Consider the following 23470-nt stretch of genomic DNA (forward strand, 5'->3'; position numbering starts at 1 on the left):
GGATTGATTTTATTAAAAATCAAACTGGAATCCTGCTTTGATACCGAATCTCGAAACATCAGGTCTGTCTAGGTAATTACCTCTCCAGGTTAAATCAACTCGGAAGATTCTTAAGTTTCCTAAACCGATGTTCTCGATACCAAAACCGTACTCGTAGTAGATTTTTTCGCTTGGTGCGCTGTATTTGTAACCTTCGACGTTAATGGCTTTTGATTCGTCGCTTAACGTTCCGTAAGCTCCTCTAATAAAAGCAACTTCACGAAGTTTTAATTTTTTGATTAGTGGAATATAAGATAGTATTTTTCCATTGAAGTGGTGTTCCAAGTGTAGTGTGGCGTAAGTATCTGCCACAAATTCATAATAGTTAAGCTGCGCAAAAGTGTTGGTTGCTAATCCATAAGACTGGTTTCCTGGAATTACATTTTGCAAAGCCAAAGGAACGACATCAAAGTTTTTTCCTGCTTCGAAGATAATCATTTCTTTACCCCAATTTCCAATCAGGACTGGTTTATAAAACAAGAACTGAACTTTGTTATAATTAAAATCGGCATTAAATAGTCCGTCAATTCCTCTAGAATATTTGAAGACAATCGTTGGAGCTAAAGAAAAGTGTTCATATCGATCCACTCCATTGGTTGAAAATCTCGCGCCCGGTCTCGCAATAACACTAAAGGTAACATGCGAATCATTAACGGTTCTTCTTAACTCACCATTTCTATAATAATCCAGGTTGAAGAGGTCTTGATTTGCAGATCTGATGCTTTGTAAAGTTCCATCAAGACGAAATTGTACGTTCTTAAAGGGTTCTATAGAAGCAAAAATATTATTTTGATTAACGTGACTTAACGAAGCATTTTCACCACGTCCGATAAGAGCAGAAGACGCAAAAGTTCGTGACATAATTCCGTCGTCATTGGTCAACTGAACTCCTAATTGGAGTACGTCAATTCGGGAGCCAACACCCATCGTGAATCTGTTGATTTTATTGAACATATACTTGAATTCGGCGCCATATTTTACTTTTTGGTCTCTGAAACCATAAGCTGCGTATCCTTGTAATCTCCAATCGTCGTTTCGGGTGAAATAGGTTCTAGCTCCAAGACGAATACGATGTCCCTCGACTTCGTTATAACCATAGATGGAATAGATGCTTCCTAAATCGACCGATTTCCCTACATTGTAATAGCCAGAAGCAACCGTTTCATAGGTCTTTACAATGCGGTTGAATTTTGGTGTTTCTTCCAATCTATCCAACATTTCGTAGATCCCTTTTTCGGTTTTGCTCAAAGAGTCGGTTCTTGCTGTTTCCCAATAGAGATCGTTTTTTTTAACAAATTCTGCGGTCAGCTCGGACTCTCTTCTTTGGAAATCGTGTTCTGTGAGAACGGGGTCAAATTCGTAGTCGGAGTAACTCACCGTTCGAGTTGCAACAAGGCTTTTTGCTTTTTTGCTTTTCGAAAGGGGTGACAACTCGATAGAAGTCTGAAATCTCTTTGGTAAAAAGGTGTTTTCGTCGGGATTGTCATACTCTAATTCTGTGAAAATTCCGTTAACGAAGTTAACATTCATCTTTTTTGTAGAGCGCAAAGTGGCTTTCACTACAGCGTAATGGTCAGTTGAGATAAATAAATATCCTTGAAATGCAAGTACGTCTTTTCTCTTCGGTTCGTAACGAATCTGAAAGGTTTCTTGTCCGTTGATAGAGATGGTATCGGTAAGCTCGTAATAATACACACTAAATCCTTCTCTTGAAACGGGACTTGTGAAGCCGATATCAAAATAATTAAGTGTATTGTCGTAAATATTAATGTCTCGATAGAGGTTTTTTGCCGTAAGAGAAACAATCTGATTGTCCTCGAATCCCGAAGATTTTTCGGCGGTCATCAGGCGTTTTGATTTTTTGGTGGGTTCGTTTTGACCGTAGTTTTGATAAACTGCTTCATTGAGATAGACGGGTAAAACCAACTGTCCAGTCCTTGTAGAATCCGCATAATCAAAGATAAAATCTAGCTTTTTGAAAATCTTTTTCTTGGTGAAAGTACTATCTAGATTAGCAGCGTCGAATTCAATTTTTTCGTATTCCTTGAACTTATAAGTTTTAAATTTGTCCAAACCATTGTTGCGCTTGCTTTTCCATACCTCCTTCATAATAGCATATGCAGGGTTTTCCTTTTTGTTTTTGAACTCAGGCTTTCCTTTCTTGATGACGATATCATCAATTTTTTTTACTTTTTCATTTTGTGCCAAGCAAAAGGTAGAGAAAAACAAGACGAGGAAAAGTAGGTACTGTGTTTTTTTATCTTTCATTTTCATTTGTTCAATTGGAAAACGCAATCAGCTATCAAAAATTATGCTAATGACGTAAAAATTTTAAAACAGCTTTTCGTAAGGGTTCAAATTTAAACAGGTAAAAATAACTTGCGTCATTTTCACCTGTTTTCGTTCTTTGATTCAAATAATCTACAAAAGTTGTATCGCCGAATAATTTTTTTTGAAATTATTTTGATTTAAGAATTTTCTCCAAGATTCTTAAAGTAATCATATATGTTGGTTTTACTCCTGTTAGTCCTAATCCTCCAGAAGAAAGGGTACTTCCTGTTTCTAATGGATTATCCGATGCGTAATAAGCGTAGCAAAGGAACATATCTTCTGAGATGTGATGTCTAATTTTGGAAGCAACTTGTATCGCTTTTTGATAATGAGCTCCTTCCATTTCGAGGCCAATGGCCTTCCAAGAAGTATTCATAAAATAAGAAAGGATATCCTTGTTCTGTAACGAAGTTCCCAAAACAGTAATCATCGACCCTTCAAAGGATTTGATTTCATCATCTTGGAAATCATCCATACTCAAAGCGTTTTCAAAAGGATAGTTGTCCGCAGTTCCTTCAAAAATATGGGAAGTAGGAATCATAATGTCTCCTTTTCCTCCTGTTAAGATTCCAGCTTTACCCATGATGGAAATTGATTTTACCATCATTTTGTGCTGTTCATTTTGATATTCATAAGGTCTAAGAAGCTCATCCATGATTTCATAAGCTTGTTCTCCAAATGCATAATCGAAAACCAAAATTACATCGTCTCCCGAATAATTTAATTTTTCGAAAGGAGTGTTTTTTAAGTCTATTTTGCTAAGGTCAATAATCTGAACATCAATATTACTTCCACTGTTGTCATCGATGTATATCATTCCTTTTTCTGAAGCGTACTTCAGAATTTTGTCTTGTAAGTCTTTTTCGTTGCTGATTTCTTCGTAAAGGGAATAAGTTCCTTTGGTGTCTTTTTTGTTAAGAGCTTGGTGTGCGAATAACATGTTTTTCACAGAGTGCATGTTAGCGGAAATAATGTGCAAAGGTCTCTTGTGAAGATTATTAGTGAATAAAACTTCTTTCACATTATTTGCCCATTTTTCACCAAAAAAGTGGTGACCAACTCTTTCTCTCAAAATGGCACTGAAGAAGATTTCTCTTTCTCTACCGCCTCTTAAATCTTCTAAGCTGGCTTTACCAAGGTGATAAACAATCTGGAACAATCTATCTGGATTCTTTTTGTCTCCAAAGTTTTTGTATGCTTCCAAAGTTTCTGCAAAAGTTCTACCCAATAAAGAAGATAACTGAATGAGCGCTACTTCTTTGTCTTTGTCTGTCAAAGTTTTGGATTTGGTAGCTACTTCTTCGATGGTAGTCCAAGCTCGTGTTGGTGCATAATCTTTTTCTGAAATGTAACCCAATTCTCTAATTTTGTCAGCTTCAATATATAAGAAGGTAAGGTGAGTTAGGATATCATAGATTTCGGAGCGACCAAGTAGAACTTCGATGTTCATTTGGTATTCGTCGATTCTGTAGCAATTTCTTCTACGTTTTTTCGGAACAATTACTTCAAAGCTTCCTTTGCTGAAACCCTCATCTGAAGTCAAATGTACAAAAGGGGTTTCTTCTATTCCTTCTGGAAGCCTGTCCAAAACGTAAAGCAATCCATCTAATTCAATTTTGTTGGGAATTCCCATAGAACCGTAAATTTCTGGTGCAATGGTCTTTAAAAGTTTTCTTAAAGTTTCCCCGGAAACACCTGCTGGTTTGAAAAATCCTCTATAAAATAAATGTCTCATAGAAACATATAGTCTCTCAATCGCTTCTGTCGTCTCTCTTGCTCTGGAATTTATCATATATTTTGAATTTAGAAAAGTTGGCAAAGGTACGAAAAAATTCTGTTACTTTCCTGCTCCAGTGTAATTTAATCCAACTAATCCTATGATGATGAAGGCCAAAAAGACCAAATGAATGGGTTTGATATTCTCATTAAATAAAAAATATCCAGCAATGCAAACGAGAATTGTACTGGACCCGGCCCAAATGGCGTTGGTGTAACCGATGGGTAGATATTTAACCGCATTGTTGAGTAAGAAGAAGCTTGAGATGTAAAACAAAATCCCAGCTCCCAGATAGATTTTCTGCTGAGTTTGGTTAGAGTATTTCATGAAGATAATTGCAAGAGATTCTGCAATTACGGTTGCTATGAGAAATAGATGTCCTTTCATTGTTGGAGAATTAGTTGGTTAAGAAAACTTTTGCTTTCGGGAGACTGTTGAAGTTAGAAGAGGAGGTATTGCTGTAAGCTCCTATTTTTGGGAAAATAATTTCGTCGCCAATCTCCAAGTTGGGAAGCATGATGTTTTCGATTTTGTCAATACTGTCACAAGTTGGACCAAAAATAATACAAAGTTCCTTTTGATTCTCGTTTTTAGGAAACTGAATTTGTGATAAATCATAAAAGTCATATTTCAAACAGCTTAAAGTACCATAAACGCCATCGTTGATGTAATAGAAAGTTTGACCATTTCTCTCGGATTTTCCGATAATTTTGGTGTGGAGATTAGCAATGGGGGTGCTGATAAAACGGCCGGGTTCTGAGATGCAATTTTTTTTAGGAAAATGTTTTTTAAGACTCTTATATATAGGTGTGAAATAATTTTTGATTTCGATTTCTGACATATTGTTGGTGTAAGGAAATCCGCCGCCGATGTCAATGGTTTTTAAAATAATTTGGCATTTTTCTAACTCATCGAAAATTATTTTGCAGATTTCGATGGCGCTTACATAGATTTTATTATTGAGCATTTGGCTTCCCACATGAAAACTTAATCCTTCGATTTTGTAATTTTTCGATGTTGCTCGTTGGATAAAATCAACCGCCAATTCTGGTAAAAGTCCAAATTTGGAAGACAAATCGATTATTGCTTCGGTGTTAGAGAAGGCGATTCTCACCAATAACTGAACTTGATTTTTATAGTTTTCGAATTTTTCTAATTCGGATTCATTGTCAACGACAAAAGTTCGGATACCTGCTTTGATGGATTTTTCAATTTCGTGGGAAGATTTGATAGGATGGGTGTGGATGCAATCCGAAATATTAACACCTTGCTTTTTTAGCAAATCGATTTCACCAGTTGAAGCAATTTCGAAATTCGCATTGATGTCTCGAAGTACGCTTATGACTTCTGGTAAGGGACAAGATTTTACTGCAAAATGATGTTTGCAGTTGGGAAGGTACTTTTGAAGCATTCGATATTGCTTTTCGATAGCTTTTCTTGAAATGTATAATCTTGGGGTATTGAAAAGGTCTGCTTCACTTTCTCTTCTTTTGATTGAGCGAGTAATTCTGTACCTTTTTGGGGTTGCAATCATGATGTTCATAGTCTTAGTTTTAATTTTTTTCAAAATTAGATGAGGTCTAAGACTCACCAAAAGGTAAAACACCTGATTTTGTAGGGTGAAATTATTTTGATTTCAATTCATTTCACCCTATTTTCTTTAATCAGAAGATTATTAATCCAATTTGGATAGTTTCTCGATTTCTTGAGGAAGGTTTTGGATACTAACTTTTTCTTTTTGTTTTTTCAGTTGTCCTTCAAGGTACAGTTTGATGGAGTAAGTATTGTCTTTGTTGGGTTCTACTAAGACTCCCTCATATGGTTTGCCAGAGTCGTTGTACCTAATTCCTGTAAGAATGTCATCGTTTTCAAGACTTTTCAACCAATTTTCTGTTCCTATATCCTCTCCAAGTTCATTGAAAACTTGTTGAGCATTTTTTGTGCCTGATCTGATGGCGTAAAATATTTTGTATAACATGTCCATTCCATGGTTGTATTCTTCGTTTTGGATTTGTTCCTCATTAGAATCAATGGTTTTGGAGGTTACTTTTCCGTTTTCAAGATAATAAAGCACTAGTCTTGTACCCTGATTTTCTGTAGTTGGAGGAGTAGATTTGGAAGAGAAAAAGGTTTTTCCGTCGATATTAAGTTCCTTTGAATTAGGTTCGATTTTCATGGAAGCTGTTTTTTGGGAATTCATATCGCTGATTTCAATCGTGTTTCCTTTCAATTCAAAATGGATTCTGTTGAAGTAATGCATGGCGAATAAGTCCCAGTCAAAGCTTTGTAGCACGCCATTTTTATAATTTTTGGTAATGAACTGTCTATCTTGTAAAGTGTATTCGGGACCATCATAGATTTTTCCATTTTTGTAGGTCGCCTTAATATTGTATTCCTGAAATCTGTAATTATCCATATTTTGAAGATAATTATTGGAGTACTGAAATTTCTTTTCGCCATTTTCGTAAAAATCAACTTGCTCGAATTCATGGCTGTAGTCGGTTACAAAGTACCCAGAAAAAGGCTTTCCGTTTTTGTAAATGCCTTCGTATGACTTTTTGGGATCATCTGTGATGAAGAAAGAACGATTACTCACTTTAGATATAACTCCATTGTCAAAGAACTCTTGTTTCTTGATGTTGTCTTCGTTTTTGTCTCCGTAGTCGTCTTTGTAAAATGTTTCTACAGCAATTTTTCCATTTTTGTAAGTAGCGGACTTATCTCCGTCTATCAATGTCCCATTGTAGGGTTCGTCATTTTTATAGTCAATTGTTGCAGTTGGCTTTTCGTTTTCGTAGAAAGTTACAGGGCCATTGAGTTTTTCATCTTTAACAGTGTAGGTTTTTTCAAGATAGTCCAAACGATAACTGAAAATTTTCTGCAATCCAACCTTTTTGAAGTTTTCGATATTGTTGAATTCATAATCGTTGGAGTCTTCTTGACTGTCCTCGATAAAAGTACCGTTGAAAGGTTTTCCATCTTTGTAAATTCCGCGAGCTATAATTTCTCCTTCTTCATTTTTTGCAATGGCTTCTCCTTCCTTTTTAGCTTTAACATAATTGACATTAATGGTGAATTCGCCTTTGCGTTCGTCGAAATTACCTTCTACCGGCTCGTTTTCTTTGTAAATCCTCTTGCTTTTAACAGTTCCATTTTCCGAGAATATAATTTCTTCTCCTTCTTTATAGTCTTTAACAAAATTGGTTTCAGCGGCGATTTTTCCGTTGGGAAAGTAAGATGTCGATTTTCCCGATTTATTTTCTTCTACATATTTGGTAATGGATCGGATTCCTGTTGCAAAATTGTTGTGAAGGTAATAGGTGTATAGGTTTCCATTCTTTATATCATATCCGTATTCTGAAAAATTTTCCTCATTTAAGGATTGAACGAGCTTTCCTGATTGGTCATAATTTTTTTGTTGAATAGGTTGGGATCTGTAAAATCCCAGTTCGTATATGGTTTCTTGCGCCAATTGTTTTGAATCTGCCCAAAAAATTTTTTCTGTGATTGTTTTTCTTTTTTCAGCTTTAACTTTTTTTTCCGGTTTTGGATTTTCAGCTGTATCAGAGGGTTCCGTTGGAGGTTTTACTTCGACGGTTATTGATTTTGCAGGTGCAGGTGGTGGCGGTGGTGGATAAAATGTTGAAGGTGCTACTTCATTGATTTCAACGGGCTCTACATAATTATCATAATCCTCACTATTTCTTACATTTTCAAAATCTCCGCTTACAGGTTTTCCTTTGGAATAGATTCCCTTCATTAAGGTGCTTCCGTCCTTTGCGTAAATAATAGTTTCTCCATCTTTTACCCCATCTTTGTACCAAACTTTTTTTCTGATTTTTCCGTTAGAATGATAATAAGTCAATACTGAATTTTTGGTATCATTACGATATTGTCTAAAAGTGTCATCGTTACCGTTTTCGTCATACCAAACAATGTCACCCACATATTTTTCTTCGTTGTTCTTTTTGGTATATCCTTCAAATTGCTGTGTTCCGTTGAGGTAATAGTCCTGAAGAAGTTGTAGTTCTCCCAATTCCTTAATCGGAGTTAATCTATAAAACGAAGCATTGTCTTTGGTGGTAACCTTCCAGTCTTTATCAAAATAGATAGGTTCTGATTTTTGCGAAAACAAGACATGGAAGCACAAGAAAGCTGTTAGAGTCAAGAATTTATTAATCATTGAAGTGTTTTTATTTGCAAAGCTAAATATATTTAAAAGTTATGACGGTTTTTGAAACAACGTTTTTTTATTCGTTGGCAAAATTCAAGTATTCGATAAGAAAATGTAGGGGTGTGTGTTAAAATTTATTTAAATTTTTAAAAATGGTCTTTAAAATTTGGGGTTAAATATTTTCATTTTAATATTTTTCGTAAATTTGCCCATCAAAAAATATATAAAATGTCAACATTGAGATTTAAAGCACTTGCTGAGTTGCCTTTTAAGAACTTTAGAAAGGATAATTTCGTTGAAGTTCCTAAAAAACTGTCCGAGTTATTTTGTGAAAATGTATTTTCGGAGCAGACAATGAGAGAGTATTTGACCAAAGAAGCATTCGGTTCAATCATGGATGCTATTAAGAAAGGTACTAAAATACAGCGACATATTGCAGATCAGGTTGCAGTAGCGATGAAAGATTGGGCTTTGTCGAAAGGAGCTACGCATTACACGCACTGGTTTCAGCCTTTGACGGGTGCTACAGCTGAAAAGCACGATTCATTCTTTACTCCGATTGAAGGAGGAAGAGCAATCGAAAGATTCAATGGTGGTATGTTAATCCAACAGGAGCCAGATGCTTCATCTTTTCCTAATGGAGGAATCCGTAATACTTTTGAAGCAAGAGGTTATACCGCTTGGGATCCAACTTCGCCAGCTTTCATTATGGGGACCACTTTATGTATTCCATCAATATTTATTTCATATACAGGAGAGACTTTAGATTACAAAACACCTTTGTTAAGAGCTCTTCACGCTGTTGATGAAGCAGCAACTGACGTTTGTAAAGCTTATTTTGATAAGAACGTAACAAAGGTAGTTCCGACTTTGGGTTGGGAGCAAGAGTATTTCTTGGTTGATTCTGCTTTGTACACCTCAAGACCAGACTTAGTATTAACAGGTAAAACTTTATTAGGACATTCTCCGGCAAAAGGACAACAATTGGATGACCATTATTTCGGTTCTATTCCAACAAGAGTCATGAACTTCATGAAGGAATTGGAAATCGAATGTATGAAATTGGGAATTCCTGTAACGACAAGACACAACGAGGTAGCTCCTAATCAGTTTGAGTTGGCTCCAATGTTTGAAGAAGCTAACGTTGCTGTAGACCATAATTCATTATTGATGGATGTGATGGCGAGAGTAGCTCACAAACATCATTTCCATATTTTGTTCCACGAAAAGCCATTTGCTGGTGTTAACGGAAGTGGAAAGCACAATAACTGGTCTTTGAGTACAGATACAGGTGAAAACCTTTTAAGTCCTGGAAAAAATCCTAAAAAGAACCTTCAGTTCTTGACTTTCTTTGTGAATACTTTGAAGGCGGTACATGATTATGCAGATTTGTTAAGAGCAAGTATTGCTTCTGCAAGTAATGACCACAGATTAGGTGCTAACGAAGCTCCTCCTGCGATTATTTCTGCATTTATCGGAACTCAACTTTTCAGCGTTTTGTCTGAACTTGAAAAAGTAACTGACGGAAAACTTTCTCCAGAAGAAAAAACCGAATTGAAATTAAATGTTGTTGGTAAAATTCCAGAAATTCTTTTAGATAACACTGACAGAAACAGGACTTCTCCATTTGCGTTCACGGGTAACAAGTTCGAAATTAGAGCAGTAGGTTCTTCTGCAAACTGTGCAGAACCAATGACTGTAATGAATGTTATTGTTGCGAAACAATTGAAGACTTTCAAAGCTGAAGTGGATGCTTTAATCGAGAAAAAAGGATTGAAGAAAGACGAGGCAATTTTTAACGTTTTAAGAGAGTATATCAAGAAGTCTAAGAATATCATGTTCGAAGGTGATGGATATTCTGACGATTGGGCTAAAGAAGCTAAAAAGAGAGGTCTTAATAACTTGAAGACTACCCCAGAAGCTTTGAAACAAGAAATGGACAAGAAATTCGTTGAATTATACGAAGAGTTGGGAATCTATTCTCACCGTGAGTATGAAGCAAGAAACGAAATCAAGTTAGAAAAATATTCTACAGTAATCGATATCGAAGCGAGAGTTTTAGCTGATATTGCAAGAAACCACATTATTCCTGCAGCACTTAATTATCAAAATAGATTGATTGATAATGTTAAAGGATTGAAAGAAATTTTTGGCGAAAAAGAATTCAAAGGTTTGGCAAAAGAGCAATTGAGTCTAATTACCCAAATTTCTGAAAATGTTTCAGCAATCAAGGTAGGTGTTGATAACCTTTTGATTGAGAAAGATAAAGCTAAAAATGTATCTGGAGGTCAAAAGCAAGCAGAAGCTTATTGTAACAAAGTGAAGCCTTTGTTTGATGGTATCAGAGAGGCAAGTGATAACCTAGAAATGATGGTTGATGATGAGCTTTGGCCAATGACCAAATACCGTGAATTATTGTTCACTAGATAGTAAAAAAGTCCTGCATTTTGCAGGATTTTTTTTGTCTCATTTTTTGGTTTTTTTAAGAAAAAATAGATGCTATTTTTCGTGTTAATAAATCTTAAAAAAACTACAGGAAAAACACCCTAAAAGTTATAAAGGAGGTTAAAATTTGGGGAATATCAGGGCGTATTTGTTAAATTATGTTAAAAAGAACTCTTTTGAATTTTCAAAGGAGTTCTATCTTTTAAGTAATATTTACTTTTGCTCAGCTTTAAATAAAAAATCTAATCGAAAGAAACAGATTAATATGACAAAAAGAATCTTTTTTTACTTAACATTAATTATTTCTGTATTTTCTCTTCAGTCTTGTGTTACCAACTACGTTGTTGCTGAGCCAGCAATCTACAACAAGGATTACAAATCAGATGCCAAAATTTCTGAATTAGATGCTAAAAGATTAGAGCACAACAAAAAAATCTTAGTTAATAGTTTTGCTTCTGATAAGGTGGCAAGAATCGAGAACGCTAACAATTCCATCAAGAATAACAATATTACTAATGCAATTAAGCATGCTACTTTAATTGATAATATTTTAGTAGAAGCTCAGACTTATCTTGGGACTCCTTATCGTTATGGTGGGACAACAAGAAACGGGATTGATTGTTCGGCATTTGTCTTAGCAGTTTTTGGAGCAGCGGCAAATATGCAACTTCCTAGAGTAGCTAAGTCTCAAGCACAAGAAGGAGAAAAAGTGGAGAGAGATCAAATTGAGAAAGGAGATTTGTTATTTTTCTCACATGGTAGAGGTATTGCTCATGTTGGAATCGTGGAAGATGTTACTGAAGAAGGAGAAATTAAATTTATCCATGCAGCAACTTCAAGTGGAGTGATGATTTCGTCGCTAAATGATAGTTATTGGGGACCGAGATTTAGATTTGCTAAAAGGGTAATCGGAGAAAATATGACAGCTCCATCTAATTTAGCAAATAATTAGAACTTAGTTTTTACTAATATAAATATGAAAGCCTTCCATTTTTGGAAGGCTTTTTTGATAAAGACACTTTTATTGGATTAAGGCTTATGGAATATTTTCTATCATAAATAGAGTTTTAATCTCCATTTTTTTAAGATATAGTTAAATCTTAATAATTTGTCATGATATATTTGTTTGTCATTCTGAGCACAGACTGAAGGTCTGCGAACGAAGTTCTGAAGTGGAGTCGAAGAATCTATATAGATGCTTCCTTCGTCAGCATGACATTTTAAATAGAATTGACTATAGTTGAGTCATATTTCAGTCAACTTGAATGGAGAATTTAGTCTCATTTATTTACAACGCTTGAAGTCTGGCTCTTTTCATAAAGCACTACACCTTTTAGGCTTATTAGTATCTCGAATCAAAAGAGTCTTATTGAGTGTAACTAAGATTATTTAAAATTCTACAGTGTTGTAGAATTTTCCAATGTTGACATTAGCGGATATTAAAAGCGTAATAATCTTTTATTACTCAAATTTTAGCTGTATTTAAGAATAGAAAAACGAAATCTCCTTCAATTAAATTCGAAGTAAGATTGGATATTTAAACCAAAGAATTTTTGTCGTTGTAATTGAGTTTAAAGAAAATAAAGGTCATGATTGAAAACGCCAAAAGCGAACTTCCTCCATAACTAAAGTAGGGAAGTGGGATTCCGACAGTTGGAAAGAGCCCCATAACCATTCCTAAATTAATCGAAAAGTGCATGAGTAATATCGATGCAAAGCTATATCCAAAAACTCTGTTAAATATTGATTTTTGTTGTTCGGATAGGTAATAAATTCTACCGATATAGACAGCATACAACAATACCAATAGTGAACTTCCAAAGAAGCCCCATTCTTCACCAACTGTACAAAAAATATAGTCGGTTTCTTGTTCTGGGACGAATTTACCCCTTGTTACAGAACCTTGTTTGTATCCCTTTCCAAAGAAACCTCCAGAACCAATTGCTGTTTTGGAATATAAAAGATTATAACCAGAAGTATCACGGAATTTTTTTTCTCCCTCATACAATACTGCAATACGCTCTCTTTGGTGCGTTGGCATTTTTTCTAAAATAAATTTGGAGCCAAAAGCCAAGCCAACAAGTAGCAAATAAGTTCCAACAATCGAGGCTATGGAAATTATATTCCATGACATTTTATAGTAGTTGAAGAAGATGTAACCTACATAGATGAGGGTGATTCCTGCAAATATATATATAGGATTGATAGCTAATGAGAGACAGAAAACGAGTCCTAGAATACCTACAACACCAAATAACCATCCACTTAGTCCTTCTCTATACAAAGCAATAGCAAAAGCACCAAAAACAAGAAGGGAACCTACATCGGGGATTGTCAACACCACAAAAGCGGGAACACCAATGATAGCCAGTGCGGTCCAAATAGATTTTCTGTAATTAGGATTAAAGTCTGGTCCTGACACATAGTTGGCCAACATTAAGGCGGTTCCTATTTTGGCAAATTCAACGGGTTGCATTGTAAAAGAGCCGAACTTGTACCAGTTTTTCTGACCAAGAATTTCGGTCCCGAAAAAGTGCAGTCCGACCAATAGAAGAACACCTCCTATATAGAAGATACCTGCCATGTTTTCAAAGAATTTTGCTCTTAAAGCAAAAATCACCAATCCAACAACAATGGAGATGCAGAGAAAAATAAGTTGTTTCTTTCCTAAATCTACATCCACACTGTAGATGTTGAGCACTGCAAAGATACAGAGCAATAAGTAAAGCCCTAGTCCAAGTCTATCTATTCCTTCCCACCACCTCATTATTTCGTTTTTTGCAATTTTTTAGAAATAGAATCTTTTTTCAAAAGAAGTTCAGCTTTGAGTGCTGCGTTGGTTACATTTTTCAAGCTGTCTTCGATCTTTAACAATCGAATTGAATCTTGATTAGGTGGTACGTATTTTCCTATTTTCTTAAGATGTTTTATCCATTGTCGTTTGTATTCAGGCATAAAATTAGCTCGCACTAAGTTGTTGAGCATTCCTGTTCTTTTAACTTCGCCTGTCAAAAATTTTTCAGCTATCAACGTACATGCTGGACCCGCATAAGTTGCCCCAAAGCCTGCGTGTTCCATTACTGCAGCCACCACGATTTTTGGATTATCTGCAGGGGCAATCAAAACAAAAATTGAATTATCTTTCCCTTGTGGAACCTGAGCGGTACCTGTTTTTGCAAGTTGAGTAAAGTCTTTGGTTTTTAGTCTAGCGGCTGTTCCTCTAAGTACTACGGCTTCCATTCCTTTGAGTACGGGTTCAAAATACTTTTCGTCTACCAAAGTTTTATGTTTAACCTTAAAACGTGGGTCAGGATTAGGTTTTCCATCAATAGATTTTACGATATGAGGAGTGTAGTACCAACCTTTATTGGCAATTGCAGCTGTAAAGTTGGCCATTTGCAGAGGTGTAAGCATAATATCTCCTTGTCCCATTCCATTGAAGACAGCACCAGTAGGTAAAGGATCCCAATTTTTTCCGTCTTTGGTGGAACCAGAAGCTTTGTTTATTCTTGCTTGGACTTTTTCATAATATGCACCAGAAGGAATTTTTCCAGGAGCTCCCACAGCCAAATCATTATTCATGTAATCTCCAAGTCCGAAGCTCTTCATGATAGCTCTCCATTCATCAACACCTTTAGAAGGATTGTTAGGGTATTTGTTAACTATGGATAGATATGCGTGAGAAAAGTAGCAGTTACTAGAAACTTGTATTGCAGGCACAAGTGGATCTGCACCTCCGTGACCTTTAATTCTAAGGCCTCGATAATAGAATCCTCCTCCACAAGGGAAAACTGTTTTCTCGTTCATAACTCCCATTTGCATGGCGGAAAGAGCTGTTAAAAGTTTAAATGTCGATCCTGGTGGATAAGCCGCCTGGATAGAACGATCAAACATTGGCTTGTTTTCGTAGATAGTGTCATTAACCAATCTCGAAAGATTTTTTGATTTATCAGCACTAGTAAATAGATTAGGATCTACATCTGGTCCAGTTGCCATGACCAAAATTTCTCCGTTACTTGGATCAAGTGCTACAATAGCCCCATGCTTGTTGACTAGCATTTCCTCAGCCATTCTTTGCAGGTCGTAATCGATGGTGAGGGTAACATCTTTCCCAGTTACTTTCTCGATATCAAGAGTTCCGTTTTTGTAAGGGCCAACATCACGAAGTTTAATATCTTTCTGGATATATTTTATTCCCTTTTCTCCACGAAGAACTTTTTCATATGCTTTTTCAACACCGTTTTTTCCGATCATATCACCTGGGATGTAATATGTAGAATCTTTTTTGATTTCGGCAGTGTTGATCTCATTAGTGTAACCCAAAAGATTTCCCGATGTAGCAACTTCATATCTCCTCACTGGTCGAGAAACGATACTGAAAGCTGGATATTTGAAAATAACTTCTTGGATTCTTGCAACATCTTCTCTGGTCAATTCCTTCATAAAAGGGATAGCATTAAGCTTAAAGAATTTTTTTTCTTTCAATCCTTTTCGGATTTGATTCATTCTAGAATGGTATTCTTGTGGACTAATCTTAAATAGATGACAAATTTCTAGACTGTCGAAATCTTTTTTTAAAAGAATTGGTGTAAAGAGAATCTCATAAGAAGGTTGGTTTCCAACCAAGATTTTTCCATTTCTGTCGAAGATAATTCCTCTTTGTGGGATGTCATATTCCTTCTTGATAGAGGTATTGGCCGCGTTGAGTGCGTATCGATCTGTGAAAAGTTGCAAACACGCCAGCCTTGCTATGAAGATAATAGCAATGATGGAAAGAGTAGCGGTGATTTTTAAATATTGTGGTTTCAAATTCTTTGCTTGATTTTAAATATCATGGCGTAAACGATGATAAATATAAATGAAATTATGCTCGAAATCAATACGTTCAAGAAAATATCAAAAAATCGTGACAGCTTAAAGAATTCAATATACTGAACCATTAACTGGTGAAAAAATATACTAGAAAATATAAATAGCAAAAATTGTCCCCACTGTAACGAACTGAACGAAAAGAAATCCGTTGAAGTTTCTGTTGAGGTTCGGAAAATGATAGTTCTGAAATATGCGATTGTAACTGTTGCAAATGCATTGATTCCCCAAGTTCCCATGAAAGAGTCCACTCCTAAACCTAGTAAAAAGCTCAAAATAAGAAACTGATATTTGTTTCTGAAGAAGGGGTAGAACATCACAAATACAGGATAGATAACAGGAGTATACTCACCGAAAAGGTTGATTCGGTTAAGTACAAATACTTGCAATGCGATGAGCAAAGCAATTAACAAAATATCGGTAAAAATGGTTCTGCTAATCATCTTCTCTATCTATAGTCGCTTGTAATGTATCCTGAATTTTTTGTACTTCAGCTTTTTTAAGATTTTTGATAACGTAAATTTTGCTCAGTTTTCCCATCTTTTCGCTTAGTTCTACGGATATGTCAAAATATCCTGTTTTGGGATCGACTTCATATCCAGAGATCTTTCCAATCATAATTCCCTTCGGGAAAATTGAGGATTTACCATCAGTCTCTATCGTGTCACCAACTTTGATAGGAACATATTTTGGAATATCTGCAAGGTGCATTATTCTTGAGTTTTCCCCATTCCATGTTAGTGTACCAAAATATCCTGAATTTTTCAATGCAGCATTGATTTTGATTTTATTAACACTCAATACAGATTGAACCAAGGCGTAATTTTTGGTGGTATTGATAACGATTCCAGCAATTCCGTTTGGTGCGATAACTCCCATCTTTGGATAAACTCCGTCTCTGTTTCCTCGATTGATGGTAAAGTAGTTGTCTTTTCTGTTAATACTGTTAAAAACAATTTCGCCATCAACAAAAGTATAGATTTGTCCACCTCCAATAGTGTCATGAACTTTTCTGAAAGACGGACTTTTTGCAGCTTCTTTTCCGTAAAGCTGAGTCATCAGCCGTTTGTTTTGAGCAACCAACTGTTCGTTGGTTTCCTTAAGCTGTAAGTAAGATGTGGTTTCGTCAATATATCCGGAGACTCTCGAATTAAGTGCTGCTGATTGTGCCGCGATCCAAGATTGCTGCATAGAGTTTCTGCTAAAAATCAAACCTATTGCAATCACTTGCAACAACAAAAAGAGCAGGAGTAATCCGTTCTTCGAAAATAATCTCAGCAAAAAACCCATCCCAAAAAGTAACGAAATTTATTTTTTATTTAATCAAGAATTTGAATTTGTCCATATTTTTCAAGGCAATACCAGTTCCTCTAACTACTGCTCTCAAAGGATCTTCTGCTACAAAAACAGGTAGTCCTGTTTTCTTGTGAATACGATCAGAAAGACCTCTTAAAAGAGCTCCTCCCCCTGCAAGGTAAATTCCTGTTTTATAAATATCTGCTGCCAATTCTGGTGGAGTAAGGGAAAGGGTTTCCATTACTGCATCTTCGATTCGGATGATAGATTTGTCTAATGCTTTTGCAATTTCTTTGTAACCAACCATAATTTCTTTTGGTTTTCCTGTAATAAGGTCACGTCCTTGCACAGGGATGTCTTCGATGTCAACATCTAGTTCTTCAACTGCAGAACCAACCTCAATTTTTACTCTTTCAGCGGTTCTTTCTCCAATATATAAATTATGGTGTGTTCTTAAGTAATAAGCGATATCATTGGTAAACACGTCACCAGCGATTTTTACAGATTTGTCACAAACAATACCTCCTAAAGCAACTACAGCGATTTCAGTGGTACCACCACCTATGTCAATAATCATGTTACCTTCTGGTTTCTGTACATCGATTCCAACTCCTATTGCCGCAGCCATTGGTTCATAAATCAATCTAACTTCTTTCGCATTCACTTTTTGCGCAGAGTCTCTTACAGCACGCTTTTCTACCTCAGTAATTCCAGAAGGAATACAGATAACGATTCTTAAAGCGGGTTGAATTAATTTTCCTTTGATGTTCGGAATTTTTTTGATGAATTCCTTAATCATATGTTCAGAAGCGTGGAAATCCGCAATAACTCCATCTTTAAGTGGGCGGATAGTCTTGATATCTTCGTGAGTTTTTCCTTGCATGTGTTTTGCCTCTTCTCCAACTGCAATTGGTTTCCCAGTTGAACGTTCTATTGCAACAATAGAAGGCTGGTCAATAACGATTTTATTATTGTGTATGATAAGTGTATTAGCTGTTCCTAAGTCTATCGCAATCTCTTGCGTAAACATGTCAAATAATCCCATTTCTTTCTTCTAAATTTTAGTCCACAAAGATATAAATTTTATACGCATTATTATAATGGCTTTTGAAAATATTTGGTTAAAATTTTATTAAAATGCATATTATTTATAACTTTAAATTTTTATATTTATTGTGCTGTAAATCAAAAAAATACAATATTGTTTTAGAGACATGCTGAACTTTATGTTTTAAATTGAGTGATTTTCGAAAGATTAATTTTTACTAAGTGAATTTGAGGTCGCCTTTTTGATGTGTTGGTCAGAAAATTTGGATTTTATTGAAATGTAGCTTCTGAAATCTTTGAGATTTCTTTTAATTTATTTTTAATTCAGTAAATTTGCAGCTGTTTTATGAATTCCATTTCCGCCTTTCATCGTACTGCCAATTTCTCTGTACTAAGCATCAGCTATGAAAAAGCTGACGCCTCGGTTAGAGGAAAATTTGCTTTTTTTGATGATCACATTAAGGAATTTGTCAACGGAATTCATGAGGAGCAATTAGGAGATGCTTTTGTGGTTTCGACTTGTAACAGGACGGAAATATATACCACAACTGCTAACTATTTGCTTATTGCAGAGCGCTATTGTCAGACCATTGATGTACCCCTTTCGGAGTTTATGCAGTATGCAAAAATTTACAATAGGGAAGAGGCACTACAACATCTATTTAGAGTTTCTGCAGGTCTAGAAAGTCAAATTCTTGGCGATTTTGAAGTGATTGGACAGATCAAAAATGCCTACAATCGTTTCAAAAAAGAAAGGGCTAACTCCAATCCTTATTTGGAGCGAGCGATTAATTCTGCCATTCAGATTTCTAAGAAAATCAAAAATGAAACCGGTATTTCTAATGGTGCCGCTTCGGTTTCTTATGCAGCAGTACACTATATTCTTAGTCAAAAGCAATCTGTTTCGCAAAAAAACATACTGTTATTGGGAACCGGTGAGATTGGACAAAATACCGTGGAGAACTTGGTGAAGCATATTCGTCAACCCAAAATCAAGATTGCCAACAGAACCGCTGAGAAAGCTGAAAAAATTGCTGAAAAATATAATATTCCGCATATTGACTTTAAGGACTTCAACGAAGAGCTTAAGAATACGGATATCCTTATTGTAGCAACGGGAGCGCAGCATCCAATTATTAATAAATCTCACTTCCCGAATGGGAAAGAGACTTTGGTAATAGACCTTTCGATTCCAAACAACGTGGAGAAAGACATCACAGAGAACCAAAATGTAAGTTTGATAGATGTTGACGGATTGTCATTAAGTGTTCGCGAAACGATTGAACAAAGGAGAAAAGAAGTTCCGAAAGCAGAAAATATTATTAAAGAAATGCTGAAAGAATTTTTGGAATGGGAAAAGAAGAGAAAGATGGCTCCGAAGATTCACCATTTCAAGGCTGTGCTTAAAAATATCGAAAATAATGAATTACATAGTATTCATAAGAAATATCGTTACGCTTCCATAGAAGATATGGAACTCTCCGACAGAGTAATTGATAAAATTATTGGAAGGTTTGCAAAATATATAATCGAGAATCCGCACAAAGCTGATGAGGTCAGTAAGTTGATGAATGAAATAATGGTGGAACAACTCAATCCCAAAAATGATGAAAGCAATTAGAATAGGAACTCGTAATTCTCCTCTTGCGCTTTGGCAAGCTCGTGAAGTTGCCAGAAATCTACAAAATCAAAATTATACAACAGATATTATTCCCATTGTTTCTTCTGGGGATAAGAATCTTAATCAACCCCTTTATTCATTGGGTATTACTGGTGTTTTCACTAAAGATTTAGATGTCGCCTTGTTGAATGATGAAATTGATATTGCTGTACATTCTTTGAAGGATGTTCCGACTCAACTTCCTAATAATATTGAAATTTCCGCAGTGTTAGAGCGAGATTTTCCGCAAGATGTTTTAGTAAGGAATTCTAAAGCTGTTGGAAAAGAGTTACACGAGTTAAAGATTGCTACCAGTAGTTTGAGAAGACGAGCTTTTTGGAAAAGAGAGTTTCCTCAAGCTGAATTTTGTGATATTCGAGGGAATGTGCAAACTAGATTAGCTAAGTTAGAAGAAGGTTTAGCGGATGCAACTATTTTTTCTTTGGCGGGAATCAAAAGAATGGATATGCATATCGATTATGAATATCTTCCGATGATGCTTCCTGCTCCATCACAAGGGGTTATTGCAGTAGCTTCTCGAATTGATGATGCTAAAACTAAAAAGGTCGTTGAAACCATGAACGATCATCGTACGCAGATATGTATTGATGTTGAACGTAACTTCCTAAAGACTTTGGAAGGTGGTTGTACGGCTCCAATAGGTGCTTTTGCGGAGTTGATTAATGGAGAAGTTAGATTCAAAGGGCGTCTGTGTTCATTGGATGGAAAAGAAATGATTGAGGTGGAAGAGGTTTTCCAATGGAACCCAAATGATAATTTCGGAGAAATGATTGCTCACAATGTACTGAATCAAGGGGGAAAGGAAATGATGGAAGTGATAAAAGGTCAATTGTAGTAGGATTCCAATGAAGATACTTTTTACCAAGAAAAATTTAGAAAAAAAACTCATTTCAGAGAAACTCAATAAGAAATTAGATTATGATTTCGTTGAGGTTTTAAACTATAAATTTAAAGAAGTAAAACCTTTTGATTTGAAGGGGAAATCTTTAATTTTCACGAGTGTTAATGCGGTAGATGGGTTTTTCTCCAATGGTTTCCAGCCTAATGAAGATTTTCTCGGAAAGCACTTTAATAAGGTGTATTGTGTTGGAAAAAAAACCAAAAAGAAAATCAGAAGTTACGGTTTTGGGACTTTCAAAATGAAGAAGCACGCTCAAGATTTAGCTGATTTTATTGTTGATAAAGCTGCCGATGAACGATTTATTCATTTTTGTGGAAATCTAACATTAGATGTATTGGATACCCAACTTCCTTTGCAAGATGTCGATTACAAGAAGGTGGAAGTCTACGAGACACTTTTGGTTTATCCTCAATATTCGCATCAGTATGATGCGGTTGTGTTTTTCAGTCCTAGTGGAACCAAGAGTTTTACAAAACATAACAGCTTGGAAGGAAAGAAGATTTTCTCAATCGGAAATACAACAACCAAAGCTTTGAAAAAACTCACCAATCAGAAAATTTATACTTCCGAAGAAAGCAATTTGGAAGACTTGATAGAATTAATTAATAAGAAACTGTAAATTACTGCATGATAAAGAACGACTTATACCTAAAGGCTTTGCGAGGTGAGACTGTTGAAAGACCTCCGGTTTGGATGATGAGACAGGCGGGAAGATATTTGCCTGAGTTCATTGCTCTTAGAGACCAATACGATTTCTTCACTCGTTGTCAAACGCCAGAATTAGCTGCTGAAATCACAGTACAACCCATCAGAAGATTTCCACTTGATGCAGCAATTTTGTTTTCCGATATTTTGGTGGTTCCACAAGCTATGGGAATTGATTTCAAAATGAAGGAAAGTGTTGGTCCTTGGTTGGATAATCCTATTAGAACAGCAGAACAAGTTAACGAGATTGTGGTTCCTGATGTTAATGATACTTTGGGTTATGTCTTTGATGCCATCGAATTAACTTTGCTGAAATTGGATAATGAGATTCCATTGATAGGTTTCGCAGGTTCTCCATGGACACTTTTGTGTTATTGTGTAGAAGGGAAAGGTTCTAAATCATTCGATATCGCTAAAGGATTCTGTTTCCAACAGCCGGAAGCAGCGCATCTTCTATTGCAAAAAATTACTGATACTACCATTGCTTACCTTAAGAGAAAAGTAGAGAAAGGAGTTTCTGCCGTTCAGATTTTTGATTCATGGGGCGGAATGCTTTCGCCAGAAGATTATAACGAGTTCTCATGGAAATATATTAAACAAATTGTTGATGAACTTTCAAAAGTAACCCATGTTGTTGTTTTTGGAAAGGGATGTTGGTTTGCGTTGGAAGAAATGACAATGAGTCCCGTTTCTGCTTTGGGAGTAGATTGGACCATTACACCAGAATTCGCTAGAACGTTAACCAATCATAATGTAACGTTACAGGGAAATTTTGATCCCGCTCGACTTCATTCGACGCCGGAGACGATTAGAAAGATGGTCCATGAGATGATAAATCGTTTTGGGAAAGATCGATATATTGCTAATCTAGGACACGGAATTTTGCCTAATATTCCTGTTGAAAATGCGGAAGCATTTATCCGCGCAGTAGTAGAGTGGAGGCAAAACTAAAATTTTAGTTGACGAAATATAAAGGAGGAAATTTTTTCCTCTTTTTTTATGGAATAAAGTACTCTATTTCTTTTGTAAATACTGTCGAATCCGTTGTTGGATAATTCTTAAATCTCAATAGCTTTTCTTGTTTTCCATCGGTGGTAATATAAATGATACCATGTTGATCATCGTCTTCGATCTCTAATGTTATTACTAATTTTTTAGGATATCGCTCTTCGATAATTTTGGAGAAATTTTTTGGGAAAGTTACGTGGGTACGATAATAACCGTCACCATTTTTCGATTTCCATACTGAGATAAGATCTGCAGGAATTTTTCTTTTCATAAGATGTCCAAAAGCTGTTCCATAATAGAATGTTCCGTCCAAAGAAGTATATGCTTCATCAATAATTTTGTTTTGAGGATTGAGTCTTTCAAAATCAAACATAATATCATATTCTTTCTCATTTTCTGCCCAAGCTTCGTAGGGCACTCCATGAAGTTGCCAATACGTTTTATAATTTTTCCAAAAGTCAGATTTTTTGTCTCTAAAACCCTCACTAACCGTTTCGTCATTAATTCCTTTTAACCGATTTTTTGCAACTTCGACATTTATATAGTCATCTGCTTCTTTATCATAGGATTGAAACCAAACCCGAACCCATCCTCCTGGAGCCATCCCAACAACCAAGTCACTAGACGAGTCTTTATTTTTATTATATTTCTTAAACAAGGATTTTAATTGTTCTTGAGGTAAAGGAATTTTGCCATTAAACTGTAGCACCTCTACTGCACTATAATATTCAATATAAACAGAATCAGGTATTTTTTTGAAAATATTAGCAGACACAACAGCACCGTAAGTATCTCCCCATCCGTTATCAAAATTTGTAATGCAGCCATTACCTGCATTGCCAAAATCTACCTTGACCCCAGCAACAGGATAATATTTAGGTGCCGATATACCCGCTTCCCAATGGTATTTGGGTTTGCCGCAAGAAATTGTCAAAGCATTAAGGATTGTGAAAAAGAGAAGTGATTTTAAAAGTAAAGTTTTTTTCATAAGAATTGATCTACTTCCGCTCATACTTCCAATTTCGGGTCTTACCTTCTTCTATCCATTCTACCGCTTGCGCAATTCTTTTATCGCGTGTTGCTTCTGTTTTGGCTTCAGTAATCCAAGTGATATATTCTTTTCGGTAGCCAGGTGTTTTGTCTTCGAAGACTTTTTTTGCTTTTTTGTTTTGATTTAAGATCCTGTTTAAAAATTAA

The 23470-nt window shown here is 35.7% G+C and carries 18 protein-coding genes; 6 read left to right on the forward strand and 12 right to left on the reverse strand.

What is annotated here, in order from left to right; all coding sequences use genetic code 11:
* Nucleotides 1-12: 12 nt before the first annotated feature.
* The 5 genes from AC4AGG_RS03445 to AC4AGG_RS03465 form a co-directional block, all read right to left on the reverse strand.
* A complete protein-coding gene (locus AC4AGG_RS03445) occupies nucleotides 13-2307 on the reverse strand; it encodes a DUF5686 family protein (protein ID WP_489770587.1) in 2295 nt (764 codons plus the stop codon).
* A gap of 190 nt (nucleotides 2308-2497) precedes the next feature.
* Nucleotides 2498-4162, reverse strand: a complete 1665-nt coding sequence (locus tag AC4AGG_RS03450) for a DUF6909 family protein (RefSeq protein ID WP_489770588.1) — start codon at nucleotides 4160-4162, stop codon at nucleotides 2498-2500.
* Between the two features lie 45 nt (nucleotides 4163-4207).
* The gene (locus AC4AGG_RS03455; RefSeq protein WP_489770589.1) at nucleotides 4208-4534 is read right to left on the reverse strand and encodes a DMT family transporter; all 327 of its coding nucleotides are present in this window, start codon (nucleotides 4532-4534) and stop codon (nucleotides 4208-4210) included.
* Between the two features lie 10 nt (nucleotides 4535-4544).
* Nucleotides 4545-5690, reverse strand: a complete 1146-nt coding sequence (locus tag AC4AGG_RS03460) for a type III PLP-dependent enzyme domain-containing protein (protein ID WP_489770590.1) — start codon at nucleotides 5688-5690, stop codon at nucleotides 4545-4547.
* A 132-nt stretch (nucleotides 5691-5822) separates the two neighbouring features.
* Nucleotides 5823-8330 carry a toxin-antitoxin system YwqK family antitoxin gene (locus AC4AGG_RS03465; RefSeq protein WP_489770591.1) on the reverse strand — a complete coding sequence of 836 codons (2508 nt, stop codon included), beginning with the start codon at nucleotides 8328-8330 and terminating at the stop codon, nucleotides 5823-5825.
* Between the two features lie 219 nt (nucleotides 8331-8549).
* Between AC4AGG_RS03465 and AC4AGG_RS03470 the strand changes: the two genes are divergently transcribed.
* Entirely contained in the window at nucleotides 8550-10751 is a 2202-nt protein-coding gene (locus AC4AGG_RS03470) for a glutamine synthetase III family protein (RefSeq protein ID WP_489770592.1), read from the forward strand.
* Nucleotides 10752-11031: 280 nt separating this feature from the next.
* Nucleotides 11032-11718, forward strand: a complete 687-nt coding sequence (locus AC4AGG_RS03475; RefSeq protein ID WP_489770593.1) for a C40 family peptidase — start codon at nucleotides 11032-11034, stop codon at nucleotides 11716-11718.
* Nucleotides 11719-12303: 585 nt separating this feature from the next.
* On the opposite strand, the gene rodA is transcribed toward AC4AGG_RS03475, so the two are convergent.
* From rodA to AC4AGG_RS03500, 5 genes are read right to left on the reverse strand one after another with little or no spacing between them, the layout of a single operon-like run.
* Complete coding sequence (rodA, locus tag AC4AGG_RS03480; RefSeq protein WP_489770594.1) at nucleotides 12304-13533, reverse strand: rod shape-determining protein RodA; 1230 nt, start codon at nucleotides 13531-13533, stop codon at nucleotides 12304-12306.
* The gene (locus AC4AGG_RS03485) at nucleotides 13533-15575 is read right to left on the reverse strand and encodes a peptidoglycan D,D-transpeptidase FtsI family protein (RefSeq protein ID WP_489770595.1); all 2043 of its coding nucleotides are present in this window, start codon (nucleotides 15573-15575) and stop codon (nucleotides 13533-13535) included. The genes rodA and AC4AGG_RS03485 overlap by 1 nt, the downstream gene beginning before the upstream one ends.
* Entirely contained in the window at nucleotides 15572-16078 is a 507-nt protein-coding gene (locus tag AC4AGG_RS03490) for a rod shape-determining protein MreD (RefSeq protein WP_489770596.1), read from the reverse strand. Before AC4AGG_RS03490 ends, AC4AGG_RS03485 begins: the two co-directional genes overlap by 4 nt.
* Nucleotides 16071-16925, reverse strand: a complete 855-nt coding sequence (mreC, locus tag AC4AGG_RS03495) for a rod shape-determining protein MreC (protein WP_489770597.1) — start codon at nucleotides 16923-16925, stop codon at nucleotides 16071-16073. Before mreC ends, AC4AGG_RS03490 begins: the two co-directional genes overlap by 8 nt.
* A 25-nt stretch (nucleotides 16926-16950) precedes the next feature.
* A complete protein-coding gene (locus AC4AGG_RS03500) occupies nucleotides 16951-17976 on the reverse strand; it encodes a rod shape-determining protein (RefSeq protein ID WP_489770598.1) in 1026 nt (341 codons plus the stop codon).
* A 348-nt stretch (nucleotides 17977-18324) separates the two neighbouring features.
* Between AC4AGG_RS03500 and hemA the strand changes: the two genes are divergently transcribed.
* The 4 genes from hemA to hemE are packed head-to-tail and all read left to right on the forward strand — an operon-like array spanning nucleotide 18325 to nucleotide 22216.
* Nucleotides 18325-19599: a glutamyl-tRNA reductase gene (gene hemA, locus AC4AGG_RS03505; RefSeq protein ID WP_489770599.1), complete on the forward strand. Its 1275-nt coding sequence runs from the start codon at nucleotides 18325-18327 to the stop codon at nucleotides 19597-19599.
* Nucleotides 19586-20494, forward strand: coding sequence for a hydroxymethylbilane synthase (gene hemC / locus AC4AGG_RS03510; RefSeq protein ID WP_489770603.1), 909 nt, complete (start codon nucleotides 19586-19588; stop codon nucleotides 20492-20494). The genes hemA and hemC overlap by 14 nt, the downstream gene beginning before the upstream one ends.
* 10 nt (nucleotides 20495-20504) lie before the next feature.
* Nucleotides 20505-21179: a uroporphyrinogen-III synthase gene (locus AC4AGG_RS03515; RefSeq protein WP_489770600.1), complete on the forward strand. Its 675-nt coding sequence runs from the start codon at nucleotides 20505-20507 to the stop codon at nucleotides 21177-21179.
* Nucleotides 21180-21187: 8 nt separating this feature from the next.
* A complete protein-coding gene (gene hemE, locus AC4AGG_RS03520; protein ID WP_489770601.1) occupies nucleotides 21188-22216 on the forward strand; it encodes a uroporphyrinogen decarboxylase in 1029 nt (342 codons plus the stop codon).
* Between the two features lie 46 nt (nucleotides 22217-22262).
* Here the strand turns inward: hemE and AC4AGG_RS03525 are convergent, their stop codons facing one another.
* Both AC4AGG_RS03525 and AC4AGG_RS03530 read right to left on the reverse strand, forming a co-directional pair.
* Nucleotides 22263-23261 carry a DUF2931 family protein gene (locus AC4AGG_RS03525; RefSeq protein ID WP_489770602.1) on the reverse strand — a complete coding sequence of 333 codons (999 nt, stop codon included), beginning with the start codon at nucleotides 23259-23261 and terminating at the stop codon, nucleotides 22263-22265.
* A 10-nt stretch (nucleotides 23262-23271) separates the two neighbouring features.
* The gene (locus tag AC4AGG_RS03530; protein WP_489770604.1) at nucleotides 23272-23454 is read right to left on the reverse strand and encodes a YdeI/OmpD-associated family protein; all 183 of its coding nucleotides are present in this window, start codon (nucleotides 23452-23454) and stop codon (nucleotides 23272-23274) included.
* Nucleotides 23455-23470: the final 16 nt, after the last annotated feature.

This window comes from Chryseobacterium sp. CG10_8 (assembly GCF_058117085.1).